Origin of the sequence: Thioclava sp. JE_KL1 (assembly GCF_009296265.1) — a bacterium.
In the GTDB taxonomy this organism is placed as follows: Bacteria; Pseudomonadota; Alphaproteobacteria; order Rhodobacterales; family Rhodobacteraceae; genus Thioclava.
The window spans coordinates 41004-54308 of sequence record NZ_WBJS01000006.1; the positions used below are offsets into that span (position 1 = coordinate 41004).

Annotated in this window: 16 protein-coding genes; 14 read left to right on the top strand and 2 right to left on the bottom strand. The window is 63.8% G+C overall.

Annotation, left to right across the window (positions count from 1 at the left end):
* Positions 1 to 30 precede the first annotated feature (30 nt).
* The 11 genes from ureE (at position 31) to F8R15_RS12450 (ending at position 10239) form a co-directional block, all read left to right on the top strand.
* Complete coding sequence (ureE, locus tag F8R15_RS12400; protein ID WP_152844790.1) at positions 31 to 561, top strand: urease accessory protein UreE; 531 nt, start codon at positions 31 to 33, stop codon at positions 559 to 561.
* The gene (locus tag F8R15_RS12405; RefSeq protein WP_152844980.1) at positions 554 to 1192 is read left to right on the top strand and encodes an urease accessory protein UreF; all 639 of its coding nucleotides are present in this window, start codon (positions 554 to 556) and stop codon (positions 1190 to 1192) included. The genes ureE and F8R15_RS12405 overlap by 8 nt, the downstream gene beginning before the upstream one ends.
* Before the next feature lie 9 nt (positions 1193 to 1201).
* Positions 1202 to 1828 (top strand): urease accessory protein UreG, encoded by a 627-nt coding sequence (gene ureG, locus F8R15_RS12410; protein ID WP_152844791.1) that lies wholly within the window; start codon positions 1202 to 1204, stop codon positions 1826 to 1828.
* Positions 1829 to 2117: 289 nt separating this feature from the next.
* Entirely contained in the window at positions 2118 to 3398 is a 1281-nt protein-coding gene (gene urtA, locus F8R15_RS12415) for an urea ABC transporter substrate-binding protein (RefSeq protein WP_078605092.1), read from the top strand.
* A 58-nt stretch (positions 3399 to 3456) separates the two neighbouring features.
* Complete coding sequence (urtB, locus tag F8R15_RS12420; protein ID WP_152844792.1) at positions 3457 to 5439, top strand: urea ABC transporter permease subunit UrtB; 1983 nt, start codon at positions 3457 to 3459, stop codon at positions 5437 to 5439.
* A gap of 94 nt (positions 5440 to 5533) precedes the next feature.
* Positions 5534 to 6757, top strand: a complete 1224-nt coding sequence (gene urtC / locus F8R15_RS12425; protein ID WP_152844793.1) for an urea ABC transporter permease subunit UrtC — start codon at positions 5534 to 5536, stop codon at positions 6755 to 6757.
* The gene (urtD, locus tag F8R15_RS12430; protein ID WP_078548007.1) at positions 6754 to 7524 is read left to right on the top strand and encodes an urea ABC transporter ATP-binding protein UrtD; all 771 of its coding nucleotides are present in this window, start codon (positions 6754 to 6756) and stop codon (positions 7522 to 7524) included. The genes urtC and urtD overlap by 4 nt, the downstream gene beginning before the upstream one ends.
* Before the next feature lie 16 nt (positions 7525 to 7540).
* Positions 7541 to 8236 (top strand): urea ABC transporter ATP-binding subunit UrtE, encoded by a 696-nt coding sequence (gene urtE / locus F8R15_RS12435; protein ID WP_075776995.1) that lies wholly within the window; start codon positions 7541 to 7543, stop codon positions 8234 to 8236.
* Between the two features lie 216 nt (positions 8237 to 8452).
* Positions 8453 to 8926, top strand: a complete 474-nt coding sequence (locus F8R15_RS12440) for a c-type cytochrome (RefSeq protein ID WP_078601646.1) — start codon at positions 8453 to 8455, stop codon at positions 8924 to 8926.
* An 89-nt stretch (positions 8927 to 9015) separates the two neighbouring features.
* The gene (locus F8R15_RS12445; protein ID WP_078604534.1) at positions 9016 to 9510 is read left to right on the top strand and encodes a DUF6647 family protein; all 495 of its coding nucleotides are present in this window, start codon (positions 9016 to 9018) and stop codon (positions 9508 to 9510) included.
* A 165-nt stretch (positions 9511 to 9675) separates the two neighbouring features.
* Complete coding sequence (locus F8R15_RS12450; protein ID WP_078570122.1) at positions 9676 to 10239, top strand: CHAP domain-containing protein; 564 nt, start codon at positions 9676 to 9678, stop codon at positions 10237 to 10239.
* A 25-nt stretch (positions 10240 to 10264) separates the two neighbouring features.
* Here F8R15_RS12450 and F8R15_RS12455 read toward each other — a convergent pair whose 3' ends face one another.
* A complete protein-coding gene (locus F8R15_RS12455; protein WP_152844794.1) occupies positions 10265 to 10666 on the bottom strand; it encodes a hypothetical protein in 402 nt (133 codons plus the stop codon).
* 27 nt (positions 10667 to 10693) lie between these two features.
* A complete protein-coding gene (locus F8R15_RS12460; protein WP_152844795.1) occupies positions 10694 to 11896 on the bottom strand; it encodes a pyridoxal phosphate-dependent aminotransferase in 1203 nt (400 codons plus the stop codon).
* 82 nt (positions 11897 to 11978) lie between these two features.
* Here F8R15_RS12460 and F8R15_RS12465 point away from each other — a divergent pair, with 82 nt between their 5' ends.
* The 3 genes from F8R15_RS12465 (at position 11979) to F8R15_RS12475 (ending at position 13272) form a co-directional block, all read left to right on the top strand.
* Positions 11979 to 12356, top strand: a complete 378-nt coding sequence (locus tag F8R15_RS12465) for a helix-turn-helix transcriptional regulator (RefSeq protein WP_078541836.1) — start codon at positions 11979 to 11981, stop codon at positions 12354 to 12356.
* Positions 12356 to 12631, top strand: coding sequence for a succinate dehydrogenase assembly factor 2 (locus tag F8R15_RS12470; protein ID WP_078541835.1), 276 nt, complete (start codon positions 12356 to 12358; stop codon positions 12629 to 12631). The genes F8R15_RS12465 and F8R15_RS12470 overlap by 1 nt, the downstream gene beginning before the upstream one ends.
* A 158-nt stretch (positions 12632 to 12789) precedes the next feature.
* Positions 12790 to 13272 carry a MarR family winged helix-turn-helix transcriptional regulator gene (locus F8R15_RS12475; RefSeq protein ID WP_152844981.1) on the top strand — a complete coding sequence of 161 codons (483 nt, stop codon included), beginning with the start codon at positions 12790 to 12792 and terminating at the stop codon, positions 13270 to 13272.
* Positions 13273 to 13305 lie beyond the last annotated feature (33 nt).

Below are 13305 nucleotides of genomic sequence, written 5' to 3' on the forward strand. Positions count from 1 at the left end.
TTTGAGAAAGCGTTAAGGGGAGCCGAGAGAATGAGCGATTATCCCAAGGCCGAGAAAGTCGCGCCGAAAGGTGCCTGGCAGGCGGCGGTCGATTACGTGGCGCTGGATTACGAGGGGCGTTTCCTGCGCCGCAAGCGGCTGGTTGCGGGCTCGGGCGCGGGATTTCTCGTGGATCTGCCGGAGGTGACGAACCTCACGGGCGGCGAGGCCTTCGTGCTGGAAGACGGGCGGTCCATCGAGGTGCGTCCGGCGCTGGAGCCGGTGCTGGTTGTAAAGGGCAATCTGACGCGGCTGGCATGGCATATCGGCAACCGTCATACGCCGTGCCAGATCGAGGCGGAGCGGCTGGTGATCCGCGCCGATCATGTGCTCGAGGCGATGCTGAAGCAGCTGGGGGCGGTGGTTTCGCCCGCGGTCGAGACCTTCCAACCCGAGGGCGGCGCCTACGGGATGGGGCGCACGATGGGGCACGAGCACGGGCATTCGCATCACCATGGGCATTCCCATTCGCATGACCACGACCATTCGCACAGCCACGACCATCATCACGACCATGCCTGATCCGACCGCGCCTCTGTCCCTGATGCAATGGCTCTCTCCGGCCTTTCCGACCGGGGCGTTCGCCTATTCGCATGGGCTGGAGCAGGCGGTGGCGGCGGGCGAGATCGCGGATGCGGCGGGGTTCGCGATATGGTTGGGGGATGTGCTGGAGCATGGCGCGGGCTGGTCGGATGCGGTGCTGCTGGCCTGCGGGCTGCGCGGTGGCGATCTGGGCGAGCTGGATGCGTTGGGGCGCGCGATGGCGGGTTCGGCCGAGCGGCTGCGTGAGACGGCGGAGCAGGGGGCGGCCTTCACGCTGGCGCAGGCGGGGTTGCGGGGCGTCGAGCTGCCGCCGCGGATATTGCCGGTCGCACTGGCCGAGGCGGCGCGCGACCTGGACCTGCCGGCCGCGCAGGTTATTTCACTTTTCCAGCATTCGTTTGCGTCGAACCTCGTCTCTGCGGCGATTCGGCTTGTTCCTTTGGGACAAATCGCCGGACAAACGGTCCTGAGCGACCTGCACGGAAAAATCGCCGAGATCGCGGCACGCGCGGCGCAGGCGGAACTGACGGACCTGAGCTTCAGCGCCTTTCGCGCCGAGGTCTCGGCCATGAAACACGAGACGCTCGATGTGCGTCTCTTCAAGACTTGAGGTGAGGATATGGGCAACGGACCTTTGCGCGTGGGAATCGGCGGACCGGTGGGCGTGGGCAAGACCACGCTGACCGAGCAGCTGGCGCGGGCGCTGGCGTCGCGCGTGTCGATGGCGGTGGTGACGAACGACATCTATACGCGCGAGGATGCCGAGGCGCTGATGCGCGCGCAGGTGCTGCCGGGCGAGCGTATTCGCGGGGTCGAGACGGGGGGCTGCCCGCATACGGCGATCCGCGAGGATGCGTCGATCAACCTTGCGGCCATTGCGGAACTGACGACGCAAATCCCCGATCTGGAACTGGTGCTGATCGAGAGCGGTGGCGACAATTTGGCGGCGACCTTCTCGCCGGAACTGGCCGATCTGACGATCTATGTGATCGACACGGCGGCGGGGCAGGACATCCCGCGTAAGCGGGGGCCGGGGCTGACGAAGTCGGATCTTCTGGTGGTGAACAAGGTAGACCTCGCACCGCATGTGGGGGTCGATCTGGCTCAACTCGAGGCGGATACACAAACCGCGCGCGGCAGCAAACCCTATGTCATGGCGCGGCTGCGCCAAGGTGCGGGCATCGAGGAGATCGTTGCATTTCTCGAGCGCGAGGGTGGTTTGGCGCTGAAACCGATTCCGGCCTGATGACGAAATAGTTGCTCATTAATTGGGCGAAAACTTACGAATTGTGCGAAAACTTCGGCAGACCCGCCCAACCGGCGGGTTTTTTGCTGCGTGGTGCCGGAATTTTTTGCCGCATCGCAGCGCGAGGGATTGGATGTCGGAGGCGCTCGGCTGTGCGCCCTTGGTCGGAGGGATGGCCTCGACCGTTACCAATAGTGGAGGTTCGACACCTGCAGAATGAGCCCATGAAGGGCCGCGCAGGGTCGACGCTAACGAGGGAAATGAAATGATCAATCGGCGTAAACTTATGATGTCTGCGGCTCTGGCCGGGGCCATGTCGATGAGTGGGGGCTTCGCCTTCGCGCAGGAGGACGACAAGATCAAAGTTGGCGTTCTGCACTCGCTGTCGGGCACGATGGCGATCTCTGAGACCACGCTGAAGGACACGGTCCTGATGCTGGTCGAGGAGCAAAACAAGAAAGGCGGCATCAACGGTAAGATGCTCGAGGCGGTCGTGGTCGACCCGGCCTCCGACTGGCCGTTGTTCGCCGAAAAGGCGCGCGAGCTGATCACCGTGGACAAGGTCGACGTGATCTTCGGGTGCTGGACCTCGGTGTCGCGTAAATCGGTTCTGCCGGTCCTCGAGGAACTCAACGGTCTGCTGTTCTACCCGGTGCAATATGAGGGCGAGGAAAGCTCGCGCAACGTGTTCTACACCGGTGCGGCCCCGAACCAGCAGGCGATCCCGGCGGTGGATTATTTCCTCGAAGAGCTTGGCGTCGAGAAATTCGCGCTTCTGGGCACCGACTATGTCTATCCGCGCACCACGAACAACATTCTTGAAGCCTATCTGCAGGACAAGGGCATCGCGAAGGAAGATATCTTCGTGAACTACACCCCCTTCGGTCAGTCGGACTGGTCGAAGATCGTCTCCGACGTGAAGGCGCTGGGCGCGGACGGCAAGAAGGTCGGCGTGATCTCGACGATCAACGGCGACGCGAATATCGGCTTCTACAAGGAACTCGCAGCTTCCGGCATCACCGCCGAGGACATCCCCGTCGTGGCCTTCTCGGTCGGCGAAGAGGAACTGTCCGGTCTGGGTGAAGCGGATCTCAAGAACCTCGTCGGTCAGCTGGCCGCGTGGAACTACTTCGAGAGCGCCGACACGCCCGAGAACGCGGCCTTCATCAAGCAGTGGCACGCCTTCACCGGCGACGACAGCCGCGTGACCAACGACCCGATGGAAGCCACCTATATCGGCTTCAACATGTGGGTGCAGGCGGTCGAGCAGGTCGGCTCCACCAATGTCGACGAAGTCATCGCCGCGATGCCGGGGCAGGAATTCCCGAACCTCACCGGCTCCACCGCGAAGATGCTGCCGAACCACCACCTGACCAAGCCGGTCCTCATCGGCGAGATCATGGAAGACGGTCAGTTCGACATCATCTCGCAGACCGATCCCGTGCCGGGCGACGCCTGGACCGACTTCCTGCCGGAATCGGCGGTGCTCAAGTCGGATTGGCCGGGTCTCGATTGCGGCATGTACAACACCGAGACCGAAACCTGCGTTCAGAAGAAATCGAACTACTGATCGTGTCTTGGCCGGGAGGGGTGCGCCTCTCCCGGCCGTTTCATCCTAAGGGGACGGGATGCGCAAGTTTTTGATCGCGCTCGGGATTGTTCTGGCATTGGCTCTGCCGGGGCTGGCGCAGGATGCGGGCGACGCGCCGCAGGCGGAGGCCACGCAAAGCGAAGCCACGGGGCTGCGCGCCGTCCTTCAGGACTATGCCAAGCAGATCGCCAAGCCGTCGCGCCGCACGATCGGCCCGGTCATCGAGGCGGTCGCCGGTTCGGGCGAGGGGGCCTCGCGCTTCCTGCAGGCCTGGTCCGACAAGCGCGTGGGGCTGCGCGAAAGCGACGGCGCCTTCTTCATCGTGAAGAAATCCGGCAGCGAATACGAGCTGAGCGATCCGGTCACCGGGAAGCCTGCCGGCACCGCGCCGAAATCCGACATCAAGGAAGTGAAGCCGAATTCCGGCGTGCGGGCCGAGATCGGTGTGGCGCTGGTGCGGTTTCTGCTCAGCGACCCCGATCCGAAGAAACGCCGCGAGGCGCTGACCGCGATCGACCGCAATGGCGAGGCCTCGCATCTGGAGCCGCTGCGCGCGTCGATCCCCGACGAGCCCGATCCCGCGATCAAGGCGCAGAAACAGCGGCTGGAACGCCTGCTGACGATCCGCTTCGGCAAGGGTGCCGCAGAGCGCGTCGCGGCGATCGACAGTTTCGGGGCCGATCTGGGGCTGGATTTCCGGGCGACGCTGAACCCGCTGGTGGCGACGACCCGCAAGTTGTTCGAGGGCGCGCCCGAGGGCAATGTCGCGGAGACGCTCAAGCCGGGTCGCGATATCCCCGAAGATGAGGCCTATGCGATGCTGGTGTCGGCCAATATGGCGCCCGCGCGGATTTCGGCCTCCGAGATGCAGCAGGCATTGGCGGCGCATGTCGAGAACGGTCAGGTGGGCGGGCTGCCGCTGGCTGCAATGGCCGATCCGGTCAAGCGCGAGGAGGCCTATGCGACGCTGGCTGCTGCCGGCGAGGTGCCAACACGTCTGACCGATGCAGAGGCTGAGAAACTCGTCGCAGATCACCAATTCGCCGATATCTATGCCGAGCCCGACCCGGAAGTGACCACCGCCGCCGAGGCTGCGCTGACCCGGGTGAGCCGCACGGTGGCCGGGATGCAGACGGTCGATCTCGGCCTCGATGCGCTCTCGCTCGCCTCGATCTATTTCCTCGCGGCTATCGGGCTTGCGATCACCTTCGGGGTGATGGGCGTGATCAACATGGCCCATGGCGAGTTCATCACGATGGGCGCCTATACCGGCTATGTCGTGCAGCTTTTCGTGCCCGACTACACGCTGTCGATCCTGATCGCCCTGCCGCTGGCATTCGCGATCACTTTCGGCGCGGGCGTCGCGATGGAGCGGCTGGTTATCCGGTACCTCTACAAACGCCCGCTGGAGACGCTGCTGGCGACCTTCGGCATTTCGATCGCGCTGCAGCAGCTGTTCAAGAATATCTTCGGCACGCAGGCGCGTCCGCTGACCTCGCCGCCGTGGCTGGAAGGGGCGTGGACGCTCAACGACGTGGTGTCGATCAGCTATATCCGGATCGCGATCTTCGTCTTGGCGCTGGTGTTCCTTGCCCTCTATCTCTGGGTGATGCGCAAGACCCGCCTCGGGCTCGAGGTCCGCGCGGTCACGCAGAACCCGTCGATGGCGGCGTCTATGGGCATCAACCCGGATCGCATCAACATGCTCGCCTTCGGGTTTGGATCAGGCATCGCCGGGATCGCGGGCGTCGCCATCGGGCTTTTCGCGAAAGTCACCTCCGAGATGGGGCAGGACTATATCGTGCAGAGCTTCATGACGGTCGTGGTCGGCGGCGTCGGCTCGATCTTCGGCACGCTGGCGGGCGCGACCCTGATCGGCGTGCTGCAAAAGGGGATCGAATGGCTGAACCCGTCGAACACGCTCGCGGCGCAGACCTACATGATCCTCTTCATCATCATCTTCATCCAGTTCCGCCCGCGCGGCATCATCGCGCTCAAGGGCCGGGCCGCGGGGGATTGAGCATGGCACACACCCTTTTCCCTTCCTCTTGGTCCAAATATCCCGCGGGGGTGCGGGGGTGCGAAACCCCCGCCGCAACCTCGGAGGTCCGCGCATGAAATCCGGATTTCTCGCCAAGAACCCCTCCGTCTTGTGGTTCCTGCTGCTCCTTGCGGTCTTCACGCTGGGCGTCACGTTCCTCTCTCACGCCTACGGGCCGGGGGCGATCTCGACCTCGATGGTCAAGACGCTGGGCAAGACGCTGTGCCTGTGCCTGATCGCCATCGCGATGGATCTGGTCTGGGGCTATACGGGCATTCTCTCGCTCGGCCATTTCGCCTTCTTCGGTCTGGGCGGCTACATGATCGGCATGTGGCTGATGTATGAGCGCACCCGCGACATCGTGCTGAAATCCGCGGGTGAGTTCCCGATGACCCCGCAGGAGGTCAATGACGCAATCGGCACGCAGATATTCGGCGTGGTGGGTGGATCGGACTTGCCCGCGATCTGGACCTTCGCGGGCAACCTGCCGATGCAGCTTTTGTTCGTGGTGCTGGTGCCGGGGCTCTTGGCGCTGATTTTCGGCTGGCTCGCGTTTCGGTCACGCGTCACGGGCGTGTATCTGTCGATCCTGACGCAGGCGATGACGCTCGCGCTGTCGCTCTACCTCTTCCAGAACGAGAGCGGGCTGCGCGGCAATAATGGTCTTTCGGGGCTGCAGAACATTCCGGGCGTAAGCGCGGGGCAGGACCATCTGTCGATCTGGTTCCTCTGGGCCTCGGCTCTGGCGCTGGGGCTGGGCTATATCGCGGCGTCGCTGATCGTGTCGGGCAAGTTCGGCTCGGTCATTCGCGGCATCCGCGATGACGAGGCGCGGGTGCGCTTCCTCGGTTATTCGGTCGAGGGCTACAAGCTGTTCGTCTTCACCCTGACAGCGGTGATCGCGGCCATTGCGGGGGCGCTCTATTACCCGCAGGCGGGGATCATCAACCCGGGCGAGATGGCGCCCATCGCGTCGATCTACCTCGCGGTCTGGGTCGCGATTGGCGGGCGCGGGAGGCTCTATGGTGCGGTGATGGGGGCGGCCTTCGTTTTCATCGTCTCGAGCTGGTTCACCGGGGGGCGCGTGCCCGATCTGCCGCTGGGTTTCTACACTATCGACTGGGTCGACTGGTGGCAGGTGCTGCTGGGGCTCGCCTTCGTGCTGGTGACCTTGTTCGCCCCGAAAGGGCTGTCGGGGCTGATCGATCTGTTCGAGGGCATCCGCCGCCCGAACCGCCATGGCGCGCCGCTCGGGCCGGATAAGGGCTCCTTCCGGGAAGAGGAGGCGCAGGAATGAATGTTGCGATCAAACCGGGGGCAGGATCGCAGACCCTGTTGGAGGTCTCGGGCATCTCCGTCAGCTTCGACGGGTTCAAGGCGATCAACAATCTCAGCTTCAATATCGGCCCGACCGAGCTGCGCGCGGTGATTGGGCCGAACGGGGCGGGCAAGACGACCTTCATGGATATCGTCACCGGCAAGACCCGGCCCGACGAGGGCTCGGTGTTGTGGGGGGAAAGCTCGACCAACCTGCTGCGTTTGAACGAGGCGAAGATCGCGCGGATCGGGATCGGGCGGAAATTCCAGAAGCCCACCGTGTTCGAGGATCAGACCGTCACCGAGAACCTGATGATGGCGCTCAAGGCCAATCGCAGCCCCTTCGCGGTGCTGGGCTGGAAGGCCGGCGATGCCGATCGTGCGCGCGTCGAAGAGATCGCGGCGCAGGTGGGCCTCGCCGATCAACTGCCGCGCAAATCGGGCGAGCTGAGCCACGGGCAGAAGCAATGGCTGGAGATCGGGATGCTCTTGGCGCAGGAGCCGAAGCTGCTGCTGGTCGATGAACCCGCGGCGGGGATGACCTTGGCCGAGCGCGAGCAGACGACTGCGCTGCTGGTCGATCTGGCGCGCGATCATGCCGTGGTCGTGGTCGAGCATGACATGGAATTCGTGCGCCGTCTGAACTGCAAGGTGACGGTGCTGCATGAGGGGTCGGTTCTGGCGGAAGGCTCGCTCGACCATGTGACCGCCGACAAACGCGTGATCGAGGTGTATCTTGGCCGCTGATCTGACAAAACCCGCGATGCTGAAGACCGAGGGGCTGACGCTCCATTACGGCGGCAGCCAGATCCTGCACGGGATCGACATGGTGGCCCGCGCGGGCGAGGTGACCTGCATCATGGGCACGAACGGCGTGGGCAAGACCTCGTTGCTGAAGGCGATCTCGGGGACGCATCTGCGCTCGGGCGGGTCTGTCACGCTCGATGGCGCCGAGATGGGCCGGGTGCCGCCGCAGGCAATGGCGAAGGCGGGGCTGGGCTATGTGCCGCAGGGCCGGATGATCTTCCCGCTGCTGACCGTGCGCGAGAATATGGAGACGGCCTTCGCCTGCCTGCCGAAATCCGAGCACGTCATTCCGGATGAGATTTACGAGCTCTTCCCGATCCTGAAGGACTTTCTCAATCGCCGGGGTGGGGACCTCTCGGGCGGGCAGCAACAGCAGCTCGCCATTGCCCGCGCGATGCTGATGAAGCCGAAGCTGCTGCTGTTGGACGAGCCCACCGAGGGCATCCAGCCCAATATCATCCAGCAGATCGGGCGGGTGATTTCCTATCTGCGCGAGAAGGGCGATATGGCGATTGTGCTGGTCGAGCAGTATTTCGACTTCGCGCATGATCTGGGCGATAGCTTCTACGTGCTCAAGCGCGGCGCGGTCGCGATGGAGGGGACGAAAGAGACCCTGACGCGCGAGGCATTGCGCGAGGTGGTCAGCGTCTGAGGCAGACGGCGCAGCCCGCTTCGCGCCTTCGCGAGGTTTGTGCCTCATCGCTGTCCGTTGCCTGAGCGCGGCTGCGAGAGCCTATCTTTTATCTAATTGCCCGACTCGCCCCTTTGGGCGCATCCTTTCCGCAAGGTCAGGTCTGTTTGGACGTAAGGCCGGACCTCAGGGAGAGGCGCGCCGGGAGGGGCGCGTCTGTTAGGGAGGGAGAAACCCATGAAACGCGTTCTTATTCTGGCCGCGCTTGGCGCGCTGGCCAGCTCTTCGGCTGTTGTGGCTCAGGAGGTCTCGGTGGAGCGGGGCAAACTGGTCTCGATCACCTCAGGTTGCCACGACTGCCACACGGCCGGTTACAACGAGTCCGGCGGCAAGATCGACCCGGAGGCGGCGCTCAAAGGCGTGCCGCTTGGCTGGCAGGGGCCGTGGGGCACGACCTACGCGGTCAATTTGCGCCTTGAGATCAAGGACATGGACGAGGACGGTTTCGTGGAATACGCGAAGACCTTCGACGCTAAGCCGCCGATGCCGTTCTACAACGTGCATGCGATGCCCGAGAGCGATCTGCGCTCGCTCTACCAGTACATCAAATCGCTCGGGGAACCGGGGGAGCCGATGCCCGAGGTCTTGCCGCCGGGGGAGGCTCCTACGACGCCCTATATCGTGATGGCGCCGCCGATGATGCCGAACTAGGGCGGCGCGGTTTGCGCCATCGGCCCGAATGATCGGCATCAATTCCGAGATCCGCACGCAGCTGCTATCCTGTCAGGAGAGGAGGCGTGATGATCCGAGCCATCGTCATAGGGCTTGCACTGTTATGTCCGGCAGCGGCCGGGGCCTGTCCCGCGCCGCTGCCTATGTCCGTGCCCGATGCGGTGACGGAAGCGCTCGCCGAATGGATCGAGGCGCATAGCGACTACACGGTGCCGCAGGGCGCGCCTGCGATCTTCATGTGCCAGAGCGGGGAGGTCATCACCTATGAGGGACACGATCTTCTGGTCGATTCCGATCTGCGCGCAGCCTATGATCTGGTGGAGGATCGAATCTTCCTTGTCGGGCCTTGGTCCGAAGACGATCCGATGCAGCTTTCCTCGCTCCTGCATGAGTTGATCCACCGCGCTCAGTTTCATGCGCGCGACTGGCCCTGTCCGGCGGCGGCCGAGCCAGAGGCCTACCGTCTGCAGGAGGCGTGGCTGGCCGAGCGGGGAATCGATCCGGGCTTTGAATGGGTCGAGATTTACCTGCATGCGCGCTGTCCCTCGGACCGTCACCCGTAGGGCACGCATCGCGAGATCGCAAAAGGTTCCCAAGATTACATTCCTGTAAGCGGATTGTTGCCAACCCGCTGATGCGCGGCGAAATTCTCCTTCGGCGAAGGGGGTATTCGAGGCTATGGAGGTGGTAACGAAGACGCAACAATTCGACATCGACAGTGATCGCCCATGCTCTCTATCTCTGACCTTGCGGGCCGCGCGGCCCCCCTCTCGCTTGTTTTGATCGCGGCGCTGACCGTCTCGGCATGCACCCCGACCAGCGGCGACCGGATGGGCTTTGCCAGCGCGCGGGATCAGGCGGGTGCCGTCAACCTCGAACGCCGCGCCTATGCGGTCGAAGTCGCCAAGCAGATGCGCGCCAAGCGCCAGCGCGTCTGGTGCGTGCCGTTTGCGCGCAATGCCTCGGGGATCGACATTCGCGGCAATGCCAAGACGTGGTGGTCGCAGGCCAAGGGGCTCTATGCGCGCGGTCATCAGCCGAAGGTCGGTGCGGTGATGGCGTTCTCGGCGACCGGTCGTAATCCGCTGGGTCATATTGCGGTGGTGTCGGGCGTCGACTCGCCGCGTCAGATTCGCGTCGATCACGCGAATTGGGAGCGTAACAAGGTGTCGCTCGACATGGTCGTGGTGGATGTCTCCGAGAAGAACGACTGGAGCCGCGTGCGCGTCATGAGCAATCCCGGCGCGCTGGGCCGTGTCTATCCGATCACCGGGTTCATCTCGAAAGGCTGAGGCCGAAGGGGGCTGAAACGAGGGCTCAGCCCTCGCTGGTCAGCCGTTCGGCCTTCTTGCGCACCAGAACGCTGCGCAGGTCGTGCATCGTCAGCAACAGCGTATCCGTGATCTCTTCGAGCTGCGCGTCGGTCGCCTTCGACTGCGCCCATTGCGCGACGAGATTGAGGTGATCGACCGCGCGCAGGATGTCGTCGACATCGCGCTGGGCGAGCACCTCGCGGCGATGCGCCATCCACGCCTCGATCTCGGCGCGGTCTTCCTCGGTCAGAACCCGGTCGCCCTGCGGTTTGATCTCGCCGTTGCGGATGTTGATATTGGCGATCGGGTCCATCTCGATCCGGCGCTGACGGTTCTCGGTGTCGACGCGAAACACCGTCGCGCCGTTTTCCTTCACCCGGAAGTAATACTCGGGCAAGTCAGTCATTCGCCAGTCTCCCTCGGCCGTTCCGCCTTATGACAGCCCTTCGCAGAAGGCCTTGATCCGGGTGCAGGCCTCGGTCAGGGCCGCGTCCGATGTAGCGTAGCTGATGCGGAAATTCGGTGAAAGCCCGAAGGCCGCGCCGAAGACCACCGCGACGTTGTTTTCCTCCAGCAGCGCATTGGCGAAATCCTCGTCGCTCTCGATCTTGCGCCCACCTGCGGAGGTCTTGCCGATGCAGTCCTTGATCGAGGGGTAGACGTAGAACGCGCCCTCGGGCGTCGGGCAGGAGATGCCGGGGCAGGCGTTGAGCCCCGCGACCACCAGATCGCGCCGCCGCTTGAAGGCGGTGCGGAAGGTGTCGATGAAATCCTGCGGCCCGTTGAGTGCCTCGACGGCAGCCCATTGCGAGATCGAGCAGGGGTTCGAGGTGGACTGGCTCTGCACCTTGCGCATCGCCGCGATCAGCTCTTTCGGGCCCGCCGCATAGCCGATCCGCCAGCCGGTCATCGCATAGGCCTTGGAGACGCCGTTGACCGTCAGAGTGCGGTCATAGAGCGCGGGTTCGACCTGCGCGGGCGTGGTGAATTCGAACCCGTCGAAGGTGAGGTGTTCGTACATGTCGTCGGTCATCACCCAGACATGCGGATGGCGCATCAGCACGTCGGTCAGCGCCGTCAGCTCTTCGCGCGAATAGGCAGCCCCCGAGGGGTTCGAGGGCGAGTTGAAGAGGAACCACTTGGTGTTCGGCGTAATCGCTGCCTCCAACGCCTCGGGGCTGATCTTGTAGCCCATCGCGGGATCGCCCTGAACGAAGACAGGCGTGCCGCCCCCGATCAGCACCATATCCGGATAGCTGACCCAGTAGGGGGTCGGGATCACCACCTCGTCGCCGGGATTGAGCGTCGCCATCAGCGCGTTGAACAGCACCTGCTTGCCGCCCGAAGAGACGGAGACCTGCTCGGGTGTGTAGTTGAGGCCGTTCTCGCGGGCGAACTTGGCACAGATCGCCTGTTTCAGCTCGGCGATGCCGTCGACGGCGGTGTATTTGGTCTTGCCTGCGTCGATCGCGGCTTTGGCGGCGTCCTTGATCGACTCGGGCGTGTCGAAATCGGGCTCGCCCGCCGAAAGGCCGATCACATCGCGGCCTTCGGCGCGCAATTCGGCCACCTTCCCGGTCATTGCGACCGTCGGCGAAGGTTTCACCCGTGCAAGCGTGTCGGAAAGGAATGCCATCGCGTCGCCCTTGATTTGTAACTCGTTCGGCAAACTTCTAGGCTCGGCACCAGAAGCGTTCAAGCGAAAGCGGGAGAGAGACATGGTCGACGATTGGTATGGCGAGGCGAGCGCAACGTTCGGCGACCGGCTTGCGGGCGCGCGCGAAGCGGCAGGGTTGAGCCAGGAGGATCTGGCAACGCAGCTGGGCGTTCGGCTCGAGACGCTGCAGGCCTGGGAAGAGGACGTACTGGAGCCGCGCGCGAACCGGCTGCAGATGCTGTCGGGAATGCTCAACGTGACGCTGATGTGGCTGCTGACCGGATCGGGCGAGGGGCTTGACGGCCCGCCCGAACAGGGAGAAGACGCAAAGGCGGAACGCGCCCTGGTGCGCGAAATCCGGGAAGTGCGGTCCGGGCTCGAAGATCTCGACGTGCGGCTGGCACGGCTGGAGAAGCGCTTGGTGGCAGGAGAGAGTTGATGACAGAGACGCGAGAGGCGCGGCTGAAACGGATGAAGATGCGCAGCTGGCGGCGCGGGATCAAGGAAATGGACCTGATCCTCGGGCCTTACGCCGATGCGTGCCTGCCGGAACTGGATGCCGCCACTCTCGATCTCTATGACCAGCTTCTCGAAGAGAACGATCAGGACCTGTATCCGTGGGTGTCTGGCGCACAGCCTTGCCCGCCGAAATACCTCGAATTGCTCTCCGTAATCGGCCAGTTCGCCCGGGAACGGCACATTACGAAAACCTGAAAACGGCGCGGAAGCCCCGGATTTCATAGGGTTTTGCGCGAATTTTCGGAGAATTCGGGCCGCTTAACGGTATCTTTGCCATTTCCCGCCACTGTCTTGCGTCAGGGGCAGCGAAACTGGCGGAGAATGCTATGACCGTGCAGAAATCTGCAAGCGACATGACGCCCGTCCCGGCGACGCCGGGGCTGGTGGCGGGATACTTGGACAGCCTCTCGCTGCTGGAGCGGTTGCATCGCTTGCTGCTCGACGTCATCAAGGACGAGTTCGAGCGGCTGGGCATCCTCGAGATCAACCCGGTGCAGGCGCTTTTGCTGTTCAACGTGGGCGAGAACGAGGTGACCGCGGGGGAGCTGAAAACCCGCGGCTATTATCAGGGCTCGAACGTCTCCTATAATCTCAAGAAGCTCGTGGAGGCAGGCTACATGCACCATCAGCGCTGCGAGATCGACCGCCGCTCGGTGCGGGTGCGCCTGACCGCGAAGGGGCGCGAGCTGCGCGAGAACGTGGCGACCCTGTTCGAGCGGCACGCCTGCGGGATGGAGACGCGCGGCGTCATCACCTTCGACGCGATGGAGGAGATGAACCACACGCTGCGCCGGATGGAGCGCTACTGGACCGACCAGATCCGCTATATCTACTGACCCTTGCGCAGGTCGCGTTTGCGCGATGACGCC